Here is a 24,232-nt window from a genome sequence, read left to right on the forward strand (position 1 = left end):
AGACAATATTAAAGCGGCAGTCCTTTACCGGGCTGCCGCTTTTTAAGTGTTGACTTTTCGGATTATTACTTTACATATCCGAGCCAGACGCCTGAGCTGTTGAATTCGCTCATCCTGCCGTCTATCTCGAGCTTGCCTGTGGCCATCTCGCCGGAAGACTTCAGATAGTACCAGTTGTTGCCGAGCTTAAGCCAGCCCGTGACCATGTCGCCGTTCTTGGGGTCGAGATAATACCACTTTCCGCCTGACTGTTTCCATCCGGTCGCCATGCTTCCGTTGGTGTTAAAGAAATACCACTTGCCGCCGACTTCTTTCCAGCCCGTGACCATGTCGCCGCCGTTATTGAAGAAATACCACTTGCCGCCGATCTCTTTCCAGCCTGTGACCATGTCGCCGCCGTTATTGAAGTAATACCACTTGCCGTCGAGCTGCTGCCAGCCTGTGAGCATGCTGCAGTTTTCGGGATCGAAATAGTACCACTTGCCGCTGACCTGCTTCCAGCCTGTGACTATCTTTCCGTTTGTGTTGAAGTAATACCAGTCCTGGTCAAGTTGGAGCCAGCCTGTCAGCATTACGCCGTTGGACTTGAAATAGTATGTGTCATTTCCGATCTCGGCTAATCCGGTAGTCATATAACCGGACTCGTTGATGTAATACCATTTATTGTTCTCGCTGATCCATTGTTCTTTGACCGGAATACCTTCTTCGTCGTAATACTGCCAGTATTCGCCGTCTTTGACCCAGCCGGTTTCAGGCGGGGCATCAAACTTGATCTCGGCATCGCCGAAAACTCCGTATATGGCATAGCTTTCGCCGGGGACTACCGTGATGCTGTTGAACTGTTCTTCTTTTCCTTGATAGTAAACTGCCTTAAGAGAGATATTGTAATAGAAAGCGTCATTTGCGATAGTGGTGACCGTTGAGGGAAGAGTTACCGTCTCAAGGCTTTCGTCATCGCCAAATGCAGCGGTTTCAATGGTTTTTACACCTGGCTTTATAATTACTGTTTTAAGATCATCGCAATAAGCAAAAGTTCTTTCATAGATGGTATCGACACTTCCGGGTATAGTGACCGAAACAAGGCCGCTTTCTTCAAAAGCACAGCATCCTATGCTCTTTACGCTGGAAGGAATGCTGACCGAAGTAAGCTTTCCGCAAACGTAGAAGGCATAATCTCCGATCATGGTAACGCCGTTTGTGATAGTTACGGATTCAAGATCTGCGCATTCACCGAAAACATAGCTGTCCATGTATGATATCTTTCCCGGAAGGACGACAGATGTAAGGCCTGTTTTCGAAAAAGCACCGCTTCCGATACTGGTAACACTAGACGGTATCTCTATGGACTTGAGGCTTGTGCAGGAATCGAACGCATATCTTCGTATTTCCGTTAAGCCTTCAGGAAGGATTACTGACTCGAGTGAGCTGCATCCGGAGAAAGCATAGTCGTAGATAGAAGTTACGCTTTTGGGAATGTTGACCGTCGTAAGACTGCTGCATCCCGAAAACATGCCGTAGCCGATATGATCTATACTTCCGGCTATCAACACTTTCTCAAGTTTGGTGCAGGAGCCGAACATGCCGCGGGCCATCGAAGCATCGGGTCCGAAGCAAATGGTAGCTGATGTCATTTGTTTATTGTTCCCGAAAGCATCGTCACCGAGCCATTCAATTCCGGTGGGTATAAAGACTGAAGTAAGTCCTGTGCTATTGAATGCCTCGCCGCCAATGCCTTTCAGAGACTCAGGCAATGTTATAGATTGGAGGCTCGCGCAGTCTTTGAAAACGCCGTATTCCAATTCCTTCACTCCCTCATTAAGAGTTACAGATGAGAGATAGTAGCAGCTGTCAAATGCAAACCGGTCGATAGATTCTACTTTCCCGGGAATGGTGATGGAGGTCAGTGAATAACAGGACCTGAAAGCCTCTTCACCGATATATGTTACAGTATTCGGGATATTGACCGAAACAAGTGATTCGCAGTCATAGAAACACATACCGGGTATTTCCGTTATTCCGTCATGCATAGTTACCGATGCCAGCTTGTCGCAGTCGCCGAAAGCTCTTCCGTCAATGAACGTGACGCTTGCGGGAATATCCACGGAAGTAAGGTTGTCGCATTCACGGAATGAATAGAAACCAATGCTGGTTACCGTGTTTGGAATGCTTACGGATCTCAGAGAACAAAACTCAAATGCATATTGACTGATGTTTGTTACTCCGTTCCCGATCACGACGTCAACGATCTCCGAGTTATGCGAATACCAGGGTGTCTTGTGATAATCCATCTGGACCATGTCACCTGTTCCGCTGATCGTTAGCTTACCATTGCTGTCAAGTGTCCAGGTCAGGTTTTCTCCGCACGTTCCACTGTCAATGACATCAGCCGAGACGGTGATGCCGCCGAAGAACATTGCCGTCACCAAAGCGGCAGAGAGCGCGAGCGGGGCGCTCCAGATCTTTTTTCCAATCATGAAAAATCTCCTTGTTAAAAAAATACCTAAATTCCCGCGTTTGGGATATTCCAAACAACACGAGTATATTATGTTCGAAAAAACCGAACATCTCAATAATAAATTATACTTTTGCAGGAAATCCAAAAAGAAGTATCAGGAGGCTCCGACCCAGGCCGAGATCTCTTCATCGGTCGCATCGGCGCCGAAACGCTCGCCTTCGAGCCAGTTGCCGCTCCCTGCAAGCGCTGCGAGATTATGGCCGCTCTCACCGATGCCGCTGCTGCCGGAAGTGCAGAAGGGGATGACGGTGATCCCGGTAAAGTCATAGCTCTCAACGAAAGTATCCATTATCCTGGGTTCTTCGCCGAACCAGATCGGATAACCGATGTATATGGTCTTATATCTGTCCAGCGAAAGAGGTTCGCTTCCTATCTGCGGACGGATCGTGGGGTCATTCTGTTCGATGGCGCACCTGCTGTCCGAGTTCTTGTAATCGCGGTCCTCATCCGTATAAGGCTCGAAAGCAGTGATCTCATAAAGGTCCGCGCCGGTCTGGGCGGCGATCTTTTCGGCAATGCCTTTAGTGGTTCCTGTGGCGGAAAATACGACAACAAGAGTGGAATCTCTTTCGACGGTTGTCTCAGGTATGAATGTCGAGACTATCTCCGACGATTCCTCAAGGAGCAGTTCCTCAGAGTCGCTCGTCTGTTCAACGGGAGTTGCCTTTTCGATCTCTTCGGAGGATGATTCCTGTCCTCTGCCGCATGCGGCGATGCCCAGCATTACAGGCAGACACAAAAGCAGACTGAAGAGCTTTTTCAGGTGTTGCATTCAGCGGATCCTCCTATATTATCCTTGCCCGGATTCTTATCAGGCAATTGTCCCCACAACGATATAAATCATACCAAGTTAAAAGGGGGGAATTCAATGCGGGAAAATTTGAGATTTGGAAGGGAAGAGAAAGGGGTTGTCCGAAGACAACCCCCGATGTTCTAGAATGATTCCCGGTCCCGAAAGAACGGTCAGCTTATCCGACATTGGGTCCTTCATCCTCAACGGGATCACCGCTTGTTACGATAAGATCCCCGGCATCGAATGTAATGATCTCAAATTCCAAATCTTTGTACTCTTCTTTATTATTCATAAGTATCACCCCCCGTATACGTATTTGTCTGCGAAGTAAGAATAAGCACCGAGTGCAACAGCAGTGTCTGCAAACTTGTTACCCAATACGACGCACTTGCCCATATAGTCTTCATAGTAGAATTTGTATTCGGTACCGTTGATGGTGATAAGCATGCCACCGTACAGTCTGGCTGGAGTTATTCCGGAAATCTCAACATAGTACAGACTTGTCGCATTCTTTCTTAACGAAATATCGAGCGTATTATTGTTATCTTTGATGACCAGATCATTAAGCTTAGACGCATCGGAAACCTGGAAGTAGAGTCTTACCTTTGTCTGCGATGTGCAGATAACAGACATACTGTTGTATTTGATCCCGAGTTCAGGACGATCTGTGCCGATAGTCTTGATTGGAAGAGCTGCATACTGGTCGACATAACCCTGAGCCGCTGCTTTCTGTGCAGCAATATATTCAGATACTGTCGGCAGATCTGTGAAGCCGCCGGGTTCCTGTATGCTGGAAAGGTATTTAGGTGCATTGGCAAGGTCATCTGTCCTGTAACCGAAATAGTTCTGAGATTCAGCTCCGTAGTTGAGCATTGCCTTGAGCAATCTGTGGATCTTGATCTCGGTCATGTTGTTCAGGTTTCCTGTTTGTTTTGCGAGTGCATCAGCATAATCGACTACGCGGCACTCCCCGGTAATGATCACATTATTGCCGTTCCTGATCTCCATTGTGACGGTATCGGTCATGGCACGTGCTGCAACGCTACAAGTGGCAACATATTCTGCACCGCCGTGTGTAGAAGGATCCTGAACAGCTGTGAGAGTTCCTGTTACATTGTGTACATATGATTCCTGAGTTGTTGCGTCAATGCCTGATCCCCATGTGAAAGAAACGGTAACGTCAGCAGGATCTATCTTATCTTTAAGTCCTACAAAGAAGTTGACACCAATCTGGTCAGCGAGAGTTATTGAGTTGCCGGCGAGATAAGTTATGTCATCAAGATCGCCTTGGAAAGTTACATTTACATCACTGAACTTGCTGTTATAGAACGGAAGAGCATTTTCTGGAACGTGGCATACGGTCTCGCGGTTATCTTTGAAATGATCATAAGAATAGTCATTATCCCATATCCAAGTAAGTTTTGTAGGATCAGCATTTAAGTAAATATCTGCGACGTTATTAGCGCCATAAAATGCTTTGAGACCGATACTTGTCAATTTATTGGAAAGATATACTGTTTCAAGACGATAACAACTATAAAATGCTTCCTCTCCAATTGTGGTTACACTATCAGACATAGTTAATGTTGTCAGATATTCACAATAGTAAAATGCCTGATTCTCAACAGTCTTAACTCCATCAGGAATGGATATGGATGTAAAGCCACAGTTTCTGAATGCTCCGGCTCCAATTCTCTGAACGCTTCCCGGGATGGTTATTGTTTTGGGTTTGTAGCAGTTGCTGAATGCATTATTACCAATGGATGTAATTCCGTTTTCGATAACGATGCCGGTAATCTGGTCTCTGTAATCATACCAAGCTGACTGACTCTCATAGTCCGTCATAGCTCCGGTTCCGCTTATGGTCAGAACGCCATTGCCTTTAAGCAACCAGGTTGCGTTATCACCACACTGACCGCTGGCGAGAATGTACTCCTCAAATGTAACGTTAATATCAGTTGAGTCACCTTTGGCGAATTTGGCGTTGAAAGCAGCTGTGTCTACAACTTTGCATTTTGTTGCTTTTCCGGCCTGGAAATCATCACAACCGCTGTCAGTCCAGTTAAGTGTAGGTGCGGCTTTACAAACGAATTCCGTTACGCTTGTACATCCCTTAAAAGCGTCAGCACCGATGTCTGTTACTGTGCTCGGGATAGAGAAGGTGGTAAGTGATCCGCAATCCAGAAAAGCATTTGAATCTATGTTTACTACACCTTCAGGAATAGTAATTTCTTCCAACTGTGAACAGCCGCTGAAAGCACTATTTCCAATTGACGAGACACTGGTGGGAAGTTCAATTGATGTAAGACAGGTACAATCCTGGAATGCATTATAACCAATGCTTTCAACACCTTCAGGAATATCGATGCTTACTAAAGAAGTGCATCCGTTAAATGCATTATTACCTATGGAAGTTGCACCTGAATTAATTCTCACTTTAACTATATCTGTTTTGTACTGAGCCCAAGTAGGAGCAGATGAGGCAGTATAGTCATACATTTTGCCTGTTCCTGTTATGGTCAACACATTACTGTTGTCTAATTCCCATGTCAGGTCATCGCCACAGGTTCCGTTGGCTTTTGAAATATTAAAACCAACGAAATTAACATTAACTTTTCCAGCAAATTTTTTGTTATAATCGTCACAATATTCAGCTTGGACTTTACATGTTGTTACCGGCTTGCCGGCAGACTTTGCTTTGAAATCATCACAAGATTCTTCATCCCATTCCAAATTATCCGGATTAGCGTAGCAAATGACCTCATCTACACTTGTGCAACACCAAAACGCTTCTGCACCAATATAAGCAATGGTGCTTGGAAGTACTACATTGGTAATGTTTTCACAATTTGCAAATGCATATGATTCTATTCGAGTTACACCTTCAGGAATCATTAACGAAGTAAGTGATCCGCAGGCATAGAAGGAATTGCTTCCAATATTGGTTATGCTTTCTGACAATGAAACACTTTCCAATTCGGAATGTGAATTAAACGCATTTTCCCCGATAGATGTTACCCCATTTTGTATAACAACACTTTTTATGCTGTTTTTGTAAATTTTCCAAGGCATTGAACTGCTAGAAAAATTTGTCATAGCACCCTGACCGCTAATTGTCAGTACATCATTGTAATCAAGGGTCCATGTTAAGTTGTCGCCACATGTACCGTCAGCAATAACATCCGCACTGACGTTCACCCCGCACACCGGCAGCATGACGGCAGCAGAGAGCGCAAGCGACAGCAAAGCACTGCAGATCTTTTTTGTCTTCATAACAAACTCCATTTCTTCGGGATATGCAAAAGCCTCCCCCGAGCGAGGATAATCTAAACCTATATTATTAAAAGGTATTTTCAAAAAACCACACTTATATGAAAGATGTCACGTTGTTCACGGTGTTTTGTAATGTTATCGGGATAATGTAACGGTTTTGTATTATTTCGGAAGGTGGACCGGGGGTTGGAGATCCTTTCCGGGCGGATTCAAAACCTGGCCCATCTGGTATGTATTTTTATTTATAAACATTATCTCACAAACGAAAAAGGACTGTCCCGCAACGGATCTCCGTCACGGAACAGCCCTTAAGATTACCTGTTATACAAAACCGAATTTTCTTACGGGTGATGTTTCCTTCATGCCGAGCGGCATCGTGATGTCTTCGGCAGTAAGGATGGGGAGGACCTCATCGGATTCTTTGAGATCGGGGCCGTAGTTCCTGGAAGCGAAGTTGAGGATAGCGTTCTCTATCAGGTTGCGGCAGAAGCGTCCGTTGCCCGAATCAGTGAACTTCAGAGCCTCTTTGCAGAGAGAAACCATCTTTTCTTTTGCCTCGGGAGTAACCGTAAATCCTCTTCTTGAGGCTTCGAGCTCGGCGATGCTGACCATAGTATCAGTTCCGTAATCCTTGAACTCGATGCAGAAGGGGACACGGGAGCGGAGTCCGGGGTTGCACTCGAAGAATGCTCTCATCTTGTCGGGATATCCTGCAAAGATGACTATCGTGTCGTCGCGGTGATTCTCCATCTCTTGAACGATGGTGTTTATGGCCTCATCACCGAAGCTGTTCTTGCGGTCGTCCGTGAGGGAGTAAGCTTCATCGATGAAGAGGACTTTTCCGCGAGCCTCTTTGAAGAGCTTCTTTACCTTTACCGCGGTCTGTCCGGTGTACTCGGCGACGAGATCGGCACGTCCGGCTTCGAGAACTTTATTGCTCTCGGTGAGTCCCAGCTCGTGGAATATACCTGCAAGGATCCTGGCGACGGTTGTTTTTGCCGTACCAGGGTTGCCGATGAATTCCATGTTCAGCGACATTGAGAGCTTGTCACCCTGCTCCTTGCCGAAGGCTTTTTTCATCCTGGCGAAAGCTGCGATGCGCCTGACCTGTTCCTTAACGTCTTCAAGTCCGATCAGTTCATCGAGCTGGTCAAGACAGGAGTTGCCGTCTTTGGGCTGCTCCTCAGAGTCACCGTAGATCAGCTTCAGCTTCTCCCGGACCTCTTCGATGCCTTTCTTGCCGATATTGCGGATTCCTGCTATCTCGTCCTCGGTCATACCGTGAAGCTCGGCAACGGTATTGATCCCTGCGCGCTTGAGGCAGTTATAAGTCCTGACACAGAAATCCATATCCTCGATGATCGAGTCGGGGCTGGGTGACGCGGCGGCGCATTCTCCGTTATCCTCCGATGTGTCAGATGATGTGTCGGATTCCAAGTCGTCATCCTCGATGAGGTCGAAATCGTCGAGCGCATCCGCGGCGTTGACGGCAGCTTTGTACTCCTCGCTTTTTACCCTGTAAGCCAGCTGGCGGAATGAGGATGTGAGGACGGACAGGATGAGTTCCCGCCCGGGCTTATATCCGTCCGGCGCATAGTCTGCGGGTTTGAACGAGCCACAAGGGAAGATGAGCGACAGAAGCATGCGCTGCTTGGCTGTTATTTCTTCCCGGACGCTCAATAGGAGTTCCGTAGAACTCTCTTTCTTGCCTGTGACAATGAGGAACATGATGTCTTTTTCGGCCATCTCATTGAAAAGGTCACTTATATAATATTCACTGATCTGAAGAGCTGATTTGTCCGACGGTTTCTTATCCGGAACAAAAGTATAGATACTGCGTCCCTCGGCGTAGAAGTCCTCGGGTGCCGGAGCTTCGGGAGCAACTTCCGCCACATCCTTGAAGATCCAGGTCAGATCATCGTCCGGCAGAATGGTTTCCTTGCCGGCGATCAGAAAGCAGTCGATGTGACCGCCGGCTTCAGGTACCAGCTGGATCCCCAGCGGCGCGTCCCCGTCCAGTATCTCCGAATACTTAATGAACTTCTCACTTGCCGGCCTATAGTCGGCCAGATCATACATATACCTGCCTGCAGGGAGGATGTCCATCTTCCTGCTGTAACTTACTCTGATTGATTTTGACATATGCTGTCACCTTCCTTTCGATATTGAAAAACCATTTGTTAGGACTGAATGAAATAAAACGATCCCCGCGAGTCCGGACTTTTTCCCTGGCCCGCTCCGTGTCATCTGCTGCCGGCATCTGAACTCCTTGCCGATGCAGGCGACACATCATCGCAGGGCTTAACCGGTGGCCCGTCCGCCTCTAAAAAACGAGGATCTGGTTGTCAAGTTACGGGGTGACAGCACAACGAAAAAAGCCGTTGTTCTGACACCTGTCTGAAAGCAGACTTGTCCCTGCCATCAGATCTGTGTCAAAATAACGACTTTTCAATTTGCCCATTTCTCGGGCGTGGAGTTATTGTACCTCAGGTATTATGTTAATTCAAGGGGAATTTAAGAAAAAGTTTAAGAATCTTAAAAACTCGGGCGGTCAGGATTGCTTTTGAACCCCGGATGTTTCGCGAGTGCTTTTTGAAAACCCCGGCTAAAACATCGGCTACAGCCGAGGTTTTAACCTGCTTTTGTTCAGATTTTGAAGAAACCCCGGTCAAAAGCACGGCGTATGCCGGGTTTTTAGCCGTGTTTTAATCTGGTAAGACCAGACATTCAGTTGAGGCAGATCCGCACCTTCTTTATTCGGCATTTATGCGGCAGTGCCGAATCGTTTGCCGTATTTTTTGAGCATCAGCATGAAAAAATCCTGCAAAAATAAGACATAGCCGTATCTTTGCCGAATTCATTTACAGAAAAGTTTCTGCAAAAGATACGGCAGAGCCGAAACTCTGCCGTAAAACAATTCGTTAATAAGTCCTGAATGCTTACTTCCTTCCAAGGAACGGCGGCAGGAGCAGTGAGAAGAGGAACCCCGTTGCGAAGTTGATCACCGTTCCGATCGCTATGGCGATCAGCATCTGGTGAAGGAATGCGCCTGCGAGAACGACTATCGCTGACGGTGTAAGACCGAAATACAGGAACATCATCTGCAGGATGGTCTTGAGCTGTTCGGCGGACTGAACGGGGATCGAGAGCGATATGAACGTTCCGACTGTCGTAGCGAAGAAGCTTATCGACAGGATGAACAGGAGCCAGAGCAGGACTGCAAGAGGATTGCTGCCCAGTATTACGGCTGCGATTATCATCGGGACGATGAGGTCGATCGCGTTGACTGCCATGCACCCGAGGAGGGAATATACGATCTTCGCATAGCCTTTTTCCGGGATCAGGATGAAGAATTCGCGTGAAGTGTCTTCACGGATAGGATCTCCGATAGTTCTGTAGAAGGCCATGACGCCCAGGACAACCGCAGGGATAAAGTACGGCTCGGGACCTTCATAGTATTTGGTGGTCAGGAAAGCGGCAATGGCTGCGGCGATCGTGTAGACGATCATGGTGGTGGAGAATATCTTGAACTTGGCAAACCTGAAGCGGTTGTATACAGCCTTGTAGAAGAATACGTTTGCGCCGCTTCCGTAGTGGAAACCCTCGCGTTCGAGAGAACCCTTGCGCTCCTTCTCACGTGTAACCGTGGCACCCTTTGATGCGCGCTGTGCGTTTTCGATGGCCTCGGCCTTACGCTCTGCCGCGAACATGGCATCCTCGTAGAAATCGGCCTTTACCTTCCAGATAAAGAAGATCGTAAAGATGCAGGCTACGACGAAAAGTCCGAGATAGATGAGGGACATGGCCGTGTCGCCTGTTACCGCGTAGTAGGAGATGCCTCTGAGCCATCCCCAGACGGGTATCCAGTGTGTTGCGGGATTAGCGAAATAACCGAACATTCCCTGGACGATACCGACCTTGTTTATTGTGAGATAAGCCACAAAACCGAGTGCGATCGCGCCATATAATCCGATAACGAATTTATTTATATTTGCGATGCCGTTCTTCATCCTGGATGTGATCGTGTAGAAGACGACCTGGATGAGCGTGCTAATTACGAGGATCAGCGTGTAAACGACGATTATGGAGAAAGCGCCCCATACGCTGAAGCCCGCGTTATAGACAAGATTCGGGATCTGGAACAGTGCAAAGAGCGACACGAATAGCGACGACCCCAAAGAACACGTAAGCCGGAATAACATGACCGACTGCGGTTTCAGTGGTGAGGCAAACAACATGGTAACATCTCCCGGCTGGAAGATCTTTCCCGAGTTCTTTGAGTTGATCACGTTGGTTGCGAAAATAAACAGGAAAACCGCGGAGATCGCGATGTCGACCACGTTTTCGGGCTGGAGGCCGTATTTCTCCATGAATTCGGCCAGCCCTTCATGCTCTTCCTCCTCCTCCTCGATATGTGTTTCTTCCGCCTTATCGATGAGTTTTCCGGCGACCATTCCGATGATGCCGCCGACGATACTGCCTGCGAGCGTGATAACAAGGATCACGGCAACCCACGTCTTTAACAGCTTTTTGAGCGTGTTAAGGAGCGAGTGTGCGGCGTAATAAAGAAAAAGTCTCATTATGATTCTCCTTCATCGCCTTTGCTGCCGCCGCTTACGGCATCTTTCTCGATGCCTTCCGTAACCTCGAAGAAGAGGTCTTCGAGCGATTTGCCGCTGCCTTCGATCTCGCTTCTCGTTACGTTAGCCTTGATCTGACCGTTCTGCATGATGATGGTCCTGTCCCAGAGCATATCGACGCTGTCGATGATGTGAGTACTGATGAACAGGGTCTTTCCGGCTTTGCGCATCTCTTCGATGTAGTTCTTGAGTTCCTTGATCGCATGGGGATCAAGGCCGAGCATGGGTTCGTCGAGAAGGATGATGTCGGGATCGGGAAGGAGCCCGAGGCAGAGATTGAGCTTCTGCTGCATACCTTTCGAAAGCTCGTCGCCGAACTTTTTGCGCTTGTCGTCGAGCTCGAACCTCTCGAGGAGCTCGTTGATGCGTTCCTTGTAATTTGTGAGCTTATAGGCTCTTGCGATGAACTCCATGTGCTCCGCTACCGTGAGTGTAGGGTAGAGCGAAGGCATCTCCGGGATGTATCCCAGCACTTTGCGTGCCTCAACGGACTTGTTCAGCATACCGTTGACGGTAATGGTTCCTTCGTATTTAAGGAAACCGATGATGGACTTTATGATCGTACTCTTGCCGGCGCCGTTAGGTCCCAGAAGGACTGTCAGAGAGCCCGGCTCCAGAGTGAAAGATACGTCGTTGCACGCGAGATTCTTGCCGTAACGCTTGGTTACGTTCTTTACTTCCAGCATATAATTAACCTCCCCATATATCCGTAAAGCGATAACAGTTTGCCATTTGGAGACCTCCTTTGCAAGGAAAAACGGAACCTTAAGGCTCGAAATTAAGGTAAAGTTAAGGGCTGCCCCGGCCTTTGCGGCTGAGGCAGCCCCGCACAAAAGAGGGGGTTAATATGTATCGGAGGAGTTGCTGTGTTATGCGGATTCGGCAGGTGCCTCGATGACGTACTCACCGTCAGATTCCACCCTGATGCCGGCCGCTTCGATCTCGAACTCCATGATCTCGGCCAATGCCGAATTCACGGGTTCCCTGATGAGGGAATAGATGAGACGGTTGCCGAATTCGGTGTTCGCATTCTCGTGCAGGAATTCCCTCATGGCACTGCTTACGGTAACGATATATCCGACCTCGGAGGAGATCTCCCTGAGTCTCAGGTCGATGATCTGGTCGATCGCTTCGGGGGAGAGACTGTAGTAGTTGATGATGGAGGTGAAACGGCCAATCAGCTCGTAGGATGCGCCCATCTCGATCATCTCCTTGCGGCTGATGTCCGAGTAGTGATCCTCGATGTGTTCCTTTCTGTCGACACCGAAACCGATCTTCTTCTCGGATTCTCTTCCCGTTCTTACGACGTTGAAGGATCCCATGCCGATGAAGAGGGTCTTTGAAGTGTCGATGCCGTTGAGCGTGTAGCCCTCGATCGTCTCGAGGATCTGAGCCTGAACGCGTGCGTCTACGTCGTCGCCGTAGGAAGTGTACTCGGGAACGAGCCTCTTATCGAATTCGTCGAGGAAGACGATGCCGATGCCGTTAGAACCGCCCTTCTTGAGGTCGGTTACGATGGCTCCCGTATCAGAACCGCGGAATCCTTCCGACGTGATCTGGTTCGTGTCGACGATGCTGATGATGAGCTTCGGAATCTTCTGCTTGAAGTAAGCCTTCAGAGCCCTGTATGTCTCAGTCTTTCCGCAGCCTGAGGGAGCGCAGAGGATCGTGTTGTTCCTGCAGGTGAAGTTGCCGTTAGCGGCATTCTGCAGATACTGGTAAATGTTGACCAGTACGAGACGCAGATTCTTCTGGCCGATGACTCTCTCGCTGATGGCTCTCTTGAATTCCGCGAAGGAAGTGGTCGAGAGCCAGTTCTTGATCTGTTCTTCAGTGGAATCCGACAGGATCTTCAAGGACTCGAAAGAGAAATACGGCTTGGGAATATCGTTTACGTCACGGCTTTCGGACTTTGCTTCCGGCGCTGTGCGGCGGGATCTGAGAGCCTTCATGTGCATGACGTTGTAGTCGACTTCGATGACGAGCTCGTCCTCCTTGGAAGATGCGATGAACATGATAAGTTCCTTGGCGGTTTCCTTCATGAGCACCTTTCTGAACGTATCGAATCTCGTGTAGGCAGGAGCATACTCATGGAGTACCTTTGTGATACATTCGTAGTGCTCCAAAGAATTATAGCTGTCGCCGACGAACATGAAGAAGTAGCCCTTCTCCGCATTTGTGATCTTGATCTTTGCGATGTCCTTGATCAGTCCTTCGGCGGAGAAATCCGTGATGACGATCCTGCAGTAGATGATGATATTGTCTCCCTTGGTCGTGTAGGCGAAAAGTCCGCCATTGGGAAACTTGTTGAAAAGTGAACCCTTCTTGAGAGTAAGGCCGTTCTCGTAGACCTTGTAACTCAACGTACTGAGAGAAATGAAATCCTTCATAAAATAATACCTCCTGAATTGGTGCAGGCTCCCGCTTGACTGAAGATAAAAAAAGAATCTTTATCGCTTTGTCACCTCCGTTTTTGTAAGATTCTTAATTTACCCGGCATGTTTTATGCCATATTCTTAAATTGTTAAGCAGGATTGTACCACGGATAATGATTATTTCAAGTGAAATTTAAGATTAAATTTAAGAATTTTAAAAATGCTGTCCCATAATTCGAACAAATTTAAGAAAATGCGTTGACTTTCGGGACCGCGCTACAATATAATCTGTAATATATCTCAATTTTCTTAAGCAAGGGGAATGCTTAAAATGGATCATGTTATCGATGACAAAGAGCGCGTCGAGGTAGGGCGCCGTCTTAAGGAGTTCCGTAAAGAGAATCGTCTGACACAGCAAAAGATGGCTTCAATGATAGGTTATTCTTCACCATATTACAGCCTGATAGAGAACGGCAAAGCCGTGAACGTCAATCAACGTTCTTTCGAGCGCATTGCAAAAAAACTGAAGATAAACAAGACCTGGCTCATTGAGGGCGTAGGCGAGCCGGCTGTAGATTATGTGCTTGCCGTCGATCCCTTTTCCGACAATATTATGATCGAGACTGAGGATCACGGTGTACCGCTATCTTCACAAACCAGCAGAGAGACACTATACACGATGCTGCTGAACCTTCCCAAACTGAATACCGACGAATTAGAATTGCTTATTGATTTTGCAAAGACTCAAAAAGAGATGAAGCAAACGGAGCAGAACCGGTTATCAGAATAAGGGAAGGTTTTTTTATTGCTCTGAAAAAAGAAAAACGGATCTTTAATCCGTTTCTCCTTTTGCATACCTGTTATTTAATATCTCATCCAGAGAAGCCGGTGCCCAGCCGAAGAACCCGCACCAGCAGTTATAGAGTTGTCCCTGATAATCGAATCCCGATGCCACACAGCATTCCCGCATCTTCTTAACGGATTCCGCGACAGCGTAAAACTCGGGAGTCGTATGGACATGCCCGTAGAGCATCACCGTGTCCGGCTTTGAGTCGTGGCGGTAAGAGATCATGGGGTAGTGGCACATAATGACGTTATGCTCGCCGTCTTTGATCTCCATGCAGGGAACAGGCTCCTCTTCAAAGAATCCGAGAATGTCTTCAGGGAATTTCCTGAGATCGTGGTTGCCCTTTATAAGGTGCTTTCTCCCTTTGAGCTGCGGAAGGATGCGCCTCCAGTTTTCGGACGATCCCCAGCAGAAGTCGCCCAGGATGTATATGTCATCACTGTCGGTGACCTTTCCGTTCCAAAGGGCGATCATGTCCGACTCCATTGAATCCACGTCATCCCACGGCCTGGAATCATACTTGAGAATGTTCACATGGCAGAAATGAGCATCCGCTATATAGTAATTCATTTATCAGTCTTCTCCCGTCAATTCGTCAATCCGGTTGTATCTCAGGTGAAACTTCCCGAGATCCGAATCCTCGTGATAGTGCGCGAAATACCAGTCTTTGAACTTCACGGTCTGTGCCAGTGAATCCAGGAACTTGGTAAACCTGTTGGACGACCGGTAATACATGCCTTTCATGTTCATGGAACAGAGCATGGTCTCGGGTCCGCAGTGAGTCAGGATGTAATCGACTTTATTGCCGCACCTGTCGAGGTTCCTTATTGCTTCATCATACTCCTCATCGGAAGGCATTTCGCGGGGCCACCAGGAAAATCCCTCAGTGCGCCATGCCCTGTCGGAGGATTCGGCACCTCCCATCGTGAAGAATGTCTTTCCCGCGATGGTAAAGATCTGTCCCCTCATGAGGTGGATGGTGTTGCTGTAGATCCTGTGCACCTTGCCGCCGTTCCATTCCTCGACAGGGTACATGTCCAGCGCATCGTGATTCTCGTGATTGCCGTCTATGAAGAGAACGGTGTAGGGCTTTTTCTCCCAGTATTCGCGCGGCTCGTCGTCAAAGGCCAGCATGCACTTCCATTCATAGAAATCGTAAGCGAATTTGTCGCCCATTATGTCTTTGCCTGTCCATACGCCGCCGAAATCCCCGAGCACGATAAGGTAATCGTCACGGGTCAGTTCATTACCGACCACGCGGTCAAATTCATCGATCTTTTCGACGTCTATCAGCCTGTGTGTATCGCCTTTAATGAATATCCGTGACATGAATTCAATTTCCTTTCGTGAACCCGTTTGGCGGTTCCGTAATGACTGATCCGTTTTCTGTCAATGTCAGTTCCAAAACCCTGCGGTATAAGCAGTGCATGTTTCCCAAGTCGGCATCGGTATGGTAATGCCCCCAGAACCACTCTTTGTATCTGAGTCCGTGTTTTTCGATCAGGTCTGACAGGAACACGGTCAGAGCATTAGAGCTGCGGTTAAACTGTCCTGCCATTTTATAGACATATTCTTCCGGTGCGCAGTGCGTAACGACATAATCGACTTCAAAATCATGAGCTGCGAGATTTTTTAACGCCTCCTCATATTCGTCTGCGGACGGAAGTTCGCGGCGCCACCAGCTTTTGCCTTCCTCTCGGTATTCGGTGTCAGTCGACTGGGCTCCGCCCATCGTGAATATCTTCTTGCCGTCTATCTCGTAGACCTGGCCTCTCATCAGGTGGATTACGGAATCAGATATCATGTGGACTTTCCCGCCGTTCCATATGGTGACGGGATATGAGTCGAGAGCGTCATGATTCTCGTGATTCCCGTCGATGAAAAGAGTCGTGAACCTTCTTCTCGTATATTCTTTGATTATGTAGTCATCAGTTCTGTTCAGGTCAAAGATGCCGCCGAAATCACCGGCGATCAGAACGTGATCGTTCTTGGTAAGTTCTTTCTGTACGGGGAAACGCCGGGTATTGAGTTTGTTCCAATCAATATCACAATGCGTATCACCCGTAATGAATAAGCGTGACATGAGTACGGCTCCATAAAAATATATCTATATCAGTATAAGATACAGGCACTTTGGACTTCATGCAATTCAGTTTTTAGGACAACATTTCCGCTGCCCTGTTATTCTCATTTTGATGGGCTATAATCGAAATCAAGAGTAGTCAGACAAGTTTTATCCCGGAAGGAAGTGATCTGTTTTTATGAAGTTCTTACACTTGGGAGACCTGCATTTGGGCAAGTATCTTGCAGATTTCGATCTGCTCGATGACCAGCGATATATCCTTGATCAGATCCTCGAACTGATCGAGAAGGAATCCGTTGACGCGGTGCTGATCGCGGGAGACGTTTACGACAGGGCGAATCCGAATGAGAATGCCATCAGTCTTTTGGACTGGTTCCTTAACGAACTCTCGTCCATGGATGTTCAGGTGTTCCTGATCTCGGGCAACCACGATTCTGACGACAGGCTGAATTACGGCAGCTGGGTCTTCGAGAAGCAGAAGATCTATATATCTTCTGTTTTTAACGGCAGTCTCGCGCACCGCGGGATAAAGATCGGGGATGTTGCGGCGGAAGTGTACATGCTTCCATTTGTAAAAGCTTCCCAGGTCAGACATTTCTATGATGAAGATGAAAACATCAAGACATATGAGGATGCGGTAAGGACTGTCATTGATCACGCTGATATCGATGAGAGCAAGGTAAATATCCTGATCGCCCATCAGTTTGTATCGGGCAGGGGTGAGGATCCTTCACTGGGTGGTTCCGAGAGCGTCGCTACGCAGAATGTCGGAACGATCGAGAAGATAAGCGCCGACGTTTTCGACAAGTTCGATTATGTCGCTTTGGGTCACATCCATTCGCCTCAGCAGGTCGGAAGACAGGAAGTGAGATATGCCGGCTCGCCTCTTAAGTATTCGAAGAGCGAGGTTTCCAATAAGAAGTCCGTACCAATAATCACGGTGAACGGAAAGGATGACATCAGGATCGATCTGGTGCCGCTCAAGCCGAGACGTGACGTTATCCACATCAGAGGAACCATGAGGGAACTTCTGGATAAGGCAGATGAGTACGGTAAGGATAACTATATCTATGCCACGCTTACGGATGAGGATCCGATCAATGACGTCATGAGCATCTTTCAGCAGACTTATCCGAATACGATAGCCATTGATTACGACAACTCTCATACGAGGGCAGAGGAGCAGATAGATATCTCGAAGATAGCTCAGAAGAAGTCATTTGAAGAACTGATAGGTGAGTTCTACAAGCAGATCTACGGAAGCGAGATCACTCCGGAAGAGATGGAAGTCATGAGAATGGTAGCTAGAGAGGCAGGTGTTATTCATGAAGCCGATTAAACTTATAATCTGTGGTTTTGGTCCGTATGCGGGCAATATGCCGCCGATTGTTTTTGAAGATTTTGCCGGCAATGGCCCTTTCCTTATCTGCGGAGACACCGGCGCAGGCAAGACCTTTATCTTTGATGCGATATGCTTTGCGCTTTTCGGCAAGACGAGCGGTGAATACAGAGATAACAAGAATCTCAGGAGTGAACATATCAAGGAAACCGATGAGAGTTATGTGGACTTTTATTTTTCTCATCAGGGAAAGGATTATCACATCCGGAGATCACCTCAGTATGACAGAACGAACAGGCGCGGCGGCGATCCGGTCCATGTGAGCGAGAAGGTTGCGCTGTATATTGAAAAAGATCCTCCTATCGAGGGAGCGAAAGAAGTGGAACCTGCCATAGCGCGGATCCTTAACGTCAGCTATGAACAGTTCAAGCAGATCGCCATGATCGCACAGGGAGAATTCCGTAAGCTCCTTAATGCGAGCACAAATGACAGAACTGAGATACTGCGCACCATTTTCGATACCGAGAAGTATCACAGGATGGAGCGAATACTTCAGGAGCGCCAGAAGGCCGCCGAAGAAAAGTCGAACGCTTTGGAAAACAGCATCATCCAGTATTTTGACGATGTTAAGACAGATCCTGCTGATGAGTCAGCGGCGGATATTCTTGAACTCCAAAAGAATACGGCTGAAAGCGGAAAGATCGCGAATCTGGAGAAGATCCTTGAAGCGATAGATTCCGTTATCAAATCCGATGAGGAAAAGATAGCGGCCATAAAGGCAGAGCGTAAAAAAGCCGAAATCGAACTGAAGAAGTTAAACGACGATCTTGCCAGATCCGAAAACATAAATCAGTGTATTTCAAGACTTGCCGAACTGGAAAAAGAGAATAAGGAACTCGGAGAACAGGTCAAGGATATTGAAGAAAAAGGTATCGTGCTGCTGCGACAAAAGGCGGCAACGCACGATGTGAATCCGTCTTATGCGGCATGGAGTTCAAAGTGCAGGGAAGCCGAAGATACCGCTAAGAAGATCGAGGACAGCAAAAAGAGGCATGAAGATGCTGTCAGACTTGCCGGAGAGGCTTCGGTAAAACTGGCTGAAGCTGAGACTCATAAACCTGAACTTGATGAGTTAAAGAAAATAATCGACAAGATCAGTGAAGAGGAAAAGAAATATCAGAGACGTGATGAACTCAGAAAAATCGTTGAAGATCTGAATAAACAGAAGAGCAACTTGGAGAAGGAAGAGATCTCGATAAAAGAAGCAGCTGATGAACTTGATAATCGAATCGCTTCGCTGAAGAAATTAATAGAGTCGCTGAAGGAAAAGCCTGCCGAGTATGAAAGGGCCAAATCGGAAGGAAAGGATCTGAGTTCTCTTGAAGATGACGTGAGTGCGATCCTTGATGAAAAGGTGCAGGAGCGCGCCAGACTCCAGGCAGATCTTAAAGCAAAGCAGGAACTGTACAGTTCCTTGTTTGACGCTTACAAGACAGCCTGTGAAGAGAGGCTGGATGCAGAACGTATCCTCGACGGATGCAGGGCCGGTATCCTTGCCAAGAACCTGAAAGAAGGCGAGAAGTGTCCTGTATGCGGATCGACGCACCATCCTGAACCTGCAAAGAATACCGGCGATTCCATAACTGAGGATGAATTCGAAGCGTTCAAGGTTCGTGAGGAAGAGGCAAGGCAGAAAAAGGAAGGAGCCAACACTGAAGCCGAGAAAGCCAAGACTGTTCTCTCGTCTGCTGAAGAGCAGATGAGATCAGATGCCCTTGAGTGTCTCAGGAACCGCCACATTGGAGAAAATGCGGAAGGTGAGCCTCTTGATGAGATCCTTAAAACTTTAATGGAATCAAATGAGGTATTAAAGGGCAAGATCAATGAGAACAGCCTTCTCCAGAACAAGCTGAAAGAAGACTGTGATCTGCTTCAGAAAAAGGAAAAAGAACTTGAAGTTGCAACCGGAAAAGATACCGTGAAGCTAAATGCCGGCAGGGAAGATATATCTTCAAAGAAACAGCAGAATGAGATAGATCTCGCCAAATTTAATACTGAACTCAAAGAGTTGGAAAAGCTCAGTTTTGATGATTGGGAAACAGCCTCCGGCGAGAGGGACAAGGCATCCAAAAAGATGAACGAGATCAGCACTGCCATCGAGAAGGCTTCAAAGGCTAAGGCTGATGCCGATACGTCTTGTGCTGCGATCGAAGCCGAGATAGCAACACTGGAAGACGGATTAAAGAAGCAACAGGAAGAAGAGGTCGGCTTAAAGGCTGCTTTGGATAAGAAACTGTCAGACAGCAAGTTTGAGTCTGCCGAAGAGATGCTCGAGCTGGTCGTAACGGAAGATGTCATTACCCAAACGGAGAATCTAATCAACGAATATAAGCAGAAGGTGTCCACAAATAAGACAAGACTCGAACAGGCGAGAAAAGACGCTGAAGGAAAGACTGCTGTAGATATCGATGAACTGAAATTAAAATGCGATGAGCAGGATGAGAAGGTCAAGACGGTCAGAGCCGGAGAGAATGCCATTGCTAACAGACTCTCAAATAACAGGGAAAAACTGAAGAACATCACTGAGCAGAGAAGCGGATTTGATAAGACAAATGAAGAATACAAAGTAGTGTCCAGACTATACAGACTGGTCAAGGGCACAAGCGCCGGGACGGCCAAGATCACATTGGAACAGTTTATCCAGGCTTCCGGTTTTGACGGCATAATCGAAGCTGCCAACAGACGGTTGCTGCCTATGACAGACGGACAGTTTAAGCTCAGCCGTCTGGAAAAAGCAAAGGATAAAACGGGAAAGAGTTTCCTGGATCTTCAGGCTTTCGATACCAATACACAGCGCTGGAGACCCGTCGGCGATCTGTCGGGCGGCGAAAGCTTCAAGGCTTCATTGAGTCTTGCCCTGGGTCTTTCCGATACAGTATCAACAAATATCGGCGGCGTTCAGCTTGACGCGCTGTTCATCGATGAAGGCTTTGGAACCCTTGGTAGAAGATCTCTTTCTGATGCGATAGACATCCTTAATACGCTTTCCGGAAACAACAAACTGGTAGGTGTCATCAGCCACAGGGAGGAACTTTTCGAGAACATAAAGCAAAAGATCATCGTAACAAAGGGCAACGGCGGAAGCACTTTCACTGTCGATCTTGGAGAATGATATATAATGTCTTCTGATAAATAACCGAAAAAGGAGTTCCATCTGATCCGTCATGAAGACCGTAAATGTAGTGGCAGCCATTATAAAAGACGGAGATAAGATCTTCGCGACACAGCGCGGTTACGGCGATCAGAAGGACGGATGGGAATTCCCGGGCGGCAAGATCGAAGAAGGGGAGACTCCAAAAGATGCTCTTGCCAGAGAGATAATGGAAGAACTGGAAGCCGGCATCACCGTGGGTGATCACCTGGTCACCGTTGAACACGATTATCCGGCTTTCCACCTCCATATGCAGTGCTTCTGGGCAACACTTAATGAAGGGGCACATCTGAAACTTCTGGAGCACGAAGCTTCCAAATGGCTCTCCTTTGATGAATTGGACAGCGTTGACTGGCTGCCTGCTGACATCAAGGTAGTTAATGCTTTAAGAGAGAGTCTTGGCGGGTAATAGAACTCATGGTCACAAGACTCAGGTACGGTAATACAAACACTTTTCTTATCAGAGGCACATTTGGAAATCTGCTGGTAGATACTGATTACGCGGGGACCCTGCAGGCTTTTTACAAAGCATTAAAGAGCGAAGGCCTGAAAGTAAAAGACATTACATATGTCATTGCAACGCATTACCATCCCGATCACTGCGGGATCATAGGTGATCTGAAAGAGCAGGGAGTAAAGCTGGTTATTTTGGATACGCAGGTGCAGTCTGTCCACTTTTCTGATGCGATCTTCGACAGAGAACCGCGTCTTGAATATAAGAAGATAGACGAGAGCAAAGCTGAGATACTTCATTTCGGTGATTCGCGCGGCTTTTTAAGGGAACTCGGTATCGACGGGGAGATAATACCCACACCGAGCCACAGCGCTGACAGTGTATCCGTGATCCTGGACGACGGGACATGCATAGTGGGTGATCTTGAACCAAATGAATACCTGGATGCTTATGAGGATAATCCGACGCTTAAAGGTGATTGGGACAATATCCTCAAACGTGATCCGAAAAGAATTTTGTATGCACATGCAAATGAGAAGGAGTTGTGATCCTTCTCATTTGCTTTTATATGTATTTCATTTCTTAATTGTATGTAACTGGTATTAGCGTGAAAAGCGCCGGTCATTTCAGGGCGGCGCCGTCACTGAATGCGTTGCCGACTTTCTCACCCAATCCGATATATGCGTTGTTGCACGGATCGAATGTTATTGGCTTCAACTTTTTGGGGTCGATCTTTCCGTCCGTGACAACGCTCTCGTCTGCTGATACGTTTACGATCTCTCCGATGAGGATGCCGTTCTCGAAGCTCTTGACCCTGCACTCGAGAGCCATGGGAAGTTCGTCGATCAGGGGAGCGTTTACAAAAGCGCTCTTTGTGGCATGGAATCCCGCTCTTGCGAACTTGTCAGGAGTGTTATCCGCCGATACCATGCCGACGTAATCACAGGCGGTGACCTGGTCTTCGGTGCCCATGCTGACGGTGAAGGCTCCGGTTACAGCGAAGTTCTTTGTCGTTTTATGCTCGGACATGCTGATGGTGATCTCTTTGAAATCGGTGGTAATGCCCCATGCCGCATTCATGGCATTGGGAACGCCGTTCTCGTCGTACGTGCCGACGATCAGGACCGGCTGGGGAAACATAATGGGATGTGCTCCGAAATCGATTCTGCTCATGGTGTCTGTCCTCCGTTTGTTTATTTTTCTAAATCATACCAAAGTGCTTGAAAATTTTTTCGAAAAATCCCGTTTACATATCCCGGAAACGTTTCATAAAGGATAACAGCGGCAGGAATTATAAGCCGCTGGTTTTGCGTAGTGTCTGGGCGGCCCTTTGCCCCCCTTAAGGGCCGCCCTCCTCCTTAATGAAATTGCATGAAACTGCAACAAGAATAAATAACGATTGGATATTCGTAGTAAAATCAGTCCCTATAAACGTACTCTTAAAAGAAAATGCAATTTAATTGCAAAAAACTCTTTACAAACGGGAAGCGGATTTGTTATCATTCCCTTACAAATAAAATGTACGGCGCATAATTGGCAATGGAGGGTGATACCATGCTGAAGAACAACAGAATAGTCCGTTTTACGCTTACCGATGACAATACCCGCGTATGCCTTTCCGATCTTGCGACCGGTGAGGTCATAGACGTGTTGTCTGTACCGGAAGGCATGACGGATCCGGAAATGATCACGGAGTTTATCGCGCTTCCTGCGGCTGCCGAAGAGATGAATATCTCCTGCCTCAGATACAGATATATATATCTTCCTGTTATAAACGGGTTCGATCCTGACGAGGGAGGAAGCGCAGCATAAAAATATTTTGCGGAAAGTTGTTTACATAATCAAAAATTGTCTCATAAACATTATTAGTCGGATTTACGAATTGGAATAAGGGAGGTAAATACCATGGCTAAAGAGAGAGTTTTAACACGCGAGGAAGAGTACGACCTTTTCAGGAGATACCGCGAAGAGGGAGACCTTGAAGCCCGCGACGAGATCGTAAGGTGCAACATTAACCTCGTAATTTCTAGAGTACGTGAGTACAAAAGAGACGGTGTCGAATTTGATGACATGGTAAGCGAGGGCAACCTCGGTCTTCTCAGAGCGATCGAGAAGTTTGATTACACCAAGGGCTACAAGTTCTCCACTTATGCCATCTGGTGGATCAACCAGAACATAAGCAGATACATCAAGAATAACAGCCGCACCATAAGAGTGCCGGTCCATGCTCAGGAGAAGCTGGGCAAGATCCTCAGATGTCAGGCTGACTTCATTGATGAATACGGCATGGAGCCTACCTATGAAGAACTTGGCGAGAGACTTGGCATGAAGGCCAAGGAGGTTGAGTTCTACCTCACGGCAAGTGAGAGGACGAGTTCTCTCCAGGAAAAGATCGGCGATGATGACGCCGAGATGATGGATTTCATCGCCAGCGATGAGCCCACTCCCCAGGAGGTCCTGGAAGAAGAGGAACGTGACTTCCTTCTCCACAAGGCTATGGAGACATGCCTCACGGAGCGTGAGAAGTTCATCATCGAGAGGAGATTCGGCATCAACTGCGACAGAAAATACACTCTCGACGAAGTAGGCAACATGGTTCACGTAACCAGGGAGAGAGTCCGCCAGCTCGAGCTGCAGGCACTTAAGAAGCTGAGGCTCGGTCTCGGAGGATACGAAGCCGCATGAGCCGTGCCGGTCCCCCT

The 24,232-nt window shown here is 47.6% G+C and carries 18 protein-coding genes; 7 read left to right on the forward strand and 11 right to left on the reverse strand.

Features of this window, described 5'->3' with window-relative positions; genetic code table 11:
• Positions 1–65: 65 nt before the first annotated feature.
• From BO18_RS33645 to BO18_RS26065, 7 genes are all read right to left on the reverse strand, one after another.
• A complete protein-coding gene (locus BO18_RS33645) occupies positions 66–2,474 on the reverse strand; it encodes a leucine-rich repeat protein (RefSeq protein ID WP_051689187.1) in 2,409 nt (802 codons plus the stop codon).
• Between the two features lie 135 nt (positions 2,475–2,609).
• Positions 2,610–3,287, reverse strand: coding sequence for a flavodoxin (locus BO18_RS26040; RefSeq protein WP_051689188.1), 678 nt, complete (start codon positions 3,285–3,287; stop codon positions 2,610–2,612).
• Positions 3,288–3,605: 318 nt separating this feature from the next.
• On the reverse strand, positions 3,606–6,581 hold the full coding sequence (locus BO18_RS26045; RefSeq protein ID WP_185752575.1) for a leucine-rich repeat domain-containing protein: 2,976 nt from the start codon (positions 6,579–6,581) through the stop codon (positions 3,606–3,608).
• Positions 6,582–6,902: 321 nt separating this feature from the next.
• A complete protein-coding gene (locus tag BO18_RS33650) occupies positions 6,903–8,723 on the reverse strand; it encodes a DNA-directed RNA polymerase subunit alpha C-terminal domain-containing protein (RefSeq protein WP_051689189.1) in 1,821 nt (606 codons plus the stop codon).
• A gap of 797 nt (positions 8,724–9,520) precedes the next feature.
• Positions 9,521–11,161, reverse strand: coding sequence for a putative ABC exporter domain-containing protein (locus BO18_RS26055; protein WP_034450667.1), 1,641 nt, complete (start codon positions 11,159–11,161; stop codon positions 9,521–9,523).
• Complete coding sequence (locus BO18_RS26060; RefSeq protein ID WP_034450670.1) at positions 11,161–11,907, reverse strand: ABC transporter ATP-binding protein; 747 nt, start codon at positions 11,905–11,907, stop codon at positions 11,161–11,163. Before BO18_RS26060 ends, BO18_RS26055 begins: the two co-directional genes overlap by 1 nt.
• A gap of 183 nt (positions 11,908–12,090) precedes the next feature.
• Complete coding sequence (locus BO18_RS26065; protein WP_034450672.1) at positions 12,091–13,611, reverse strand: AAA family ATPase; 1,521 nt, start codon at positions 13,609–13,611, stop codon at positions 12,091–12,093.
• A gap of 316 nt (positions 13,612–13,927) precedes the next feature.
• On the opposite strand from BO18_RS26065, the gene BO18_RS33655 reads away from it, so the two are divergent.
• A complete protein-coding gene (locus BO18_RS33655) occupies positions 13,928–14,386 on the forward strand; it encodes a helix-turn-helix domain-containing protein (RefSeq protein ID WP_051689190.1) in 459 nt (152 codons plus the stop codon).
• A gap of 42 nt (positions 14,387–14,428) precedes the next feature.
• Here BO18_RS33655 and BO18_RS33660 read toward each other — a convergent pair whose 3' ends face one another.
• Genes BO18_RS33660 through BO18_RS26085 form a run of 3 tightly spaced genes read right to left on the reverse strand, consistent with a single transcriptional unit; the run spans position 14,429 to position 16,526 of the window.
• On the reverse strand, positions 14,429–15,013 hold the full coding sequence (locus BO18_RS33660) for a hypothetical protein (protein WP_051689191.1): 585 nt from the start codon (positions 15,011–15,013) through the stop codon (positions 14,429–14,431).
• 3 nt (positions 15,014–15,016) lie between these two features.
• On the reverse strand, positions 15,017–15,772 hold the full coding sequence (locus BO18_RS26080) for a metallophosphoesterase (RefSeq protein ID WP_034450674.1): 756 nt from the start codon (positions 15,770–15,772) through the stop codon (positions 15,017–15,019).
• Between the two features lie 4 nt (positions 15,773–15,776).
• Positions 15,777–16,526: a metallophosphoesterase gene (locus BO18_RS26085; RefSeq protein WP_034450677.1), complete on the reverse strand. Its 750-nt coding sequence runs from the start codon at positions 16,524–16,526 to the stop codon at positions 15,777–15,779.
• 178 nt (positions 16,527–16,704) lie between these two features.
• On the opposite strand from BO18_RS26085, the gene BO18_RS26090 reads away from it, so the two are divergent.
• The 4 genes from BO18_RS26090 to BO18_RS26105 are packed head-to-tail and all read left to right on the forward strand — an operon-like array spanning position 16,705 to position 22,078.
• Complete coding sequence (locus BO18_RS26090) at positions 16,705–17,865, forward strand: exonuclease SbcCD subunit D (RefSeq protein ID WP_034450679.1); 1,161 nt, start codon at positions 16,705–16,707, stop codon at positions 17,863–17,865.
• Positions 17,852–21,037, forward strand: a complete 3,186-nt coding sequence (locus BO18_RS26095; RefSeq protein ID WP_034450682.1) for an AAA family ATPase — start codon at positions 17,852–17,854, stop codon at positions 21,035–21,037. Before BO18_RS26090 ends, BO18_RS26095 begins: the two co-directional genes overlap by 14 nt.
• Before the next feature lie 52 nt (positions 21,038–21,089).
• Positions 21,090–21,485: a (deoxy)nucleoside triphosphate pyrophosphohydrolase gene (locus tag BO18_RS26100; protein WP_034450683.1), complete on the forward strand. Its 396-nt coding sequence runs from the start codon at positions 21,090–21,092 to the stop codon at positions 21,483–21,485.
• An 8-nt stretch (positions 21,486–21,493) separates the two neighbouring features.
• Positions 21,494–22,078, forward strand: a complete 585-nt coding sequence (locus tag BO18_RS26105; RefSeq protein WP_034450686.1) for an MBL fold metallo-hydrolase — start codon at positions 21,494–21,496, stop codon at positions 22,076–22,078.
• 73 nt (positions 22,079–22,151) lie between these two features.
• Here BO18_RS26105 and BO18_RS26110 read toward each other — a convergent pair whose 3' ends face one another.
• Entirely contained in the window at positions 22,152–22,703 is a 552-nt protein-coding gene (locus tag BO18_RS26110; RefSeq protein WP_034450688.1) for a flavin reductase family protein, read from the reverse strand.
• A gap of 381 nt (positions 22,704–23,084) precedes the next feature.
• Between BO18_RS26110 and BO18_RS26115 the strand changes: the two genes are divergently transcribed.
• Positions 23,085–23,342, forward strand: a complete 258-nt coding sequence (locus BO18_RS26115) for a hypothetical protein (RefSeq protein WP_034450691.1) — start codon at positions 23,085–23,087, stop codon at positions 23,340–23,342.
• 93 nt (positions 23,343–23,435) lie between these two features.
• Entirely contained in the window at positions 23,436–24,215 is a 780-nt protein-coding gene (locus BO18_RS26120) for a sigma-70 family RNA polymerase sigma factor (RefSeq protein WP_051689193.1), read from the forward strand.
• Positions 24,216–24,232 lie beyond the last annotated feature (17 nt).

Source organism: Butyrivibrio sp. AE2032 (genome assembly GCF_000702965.1).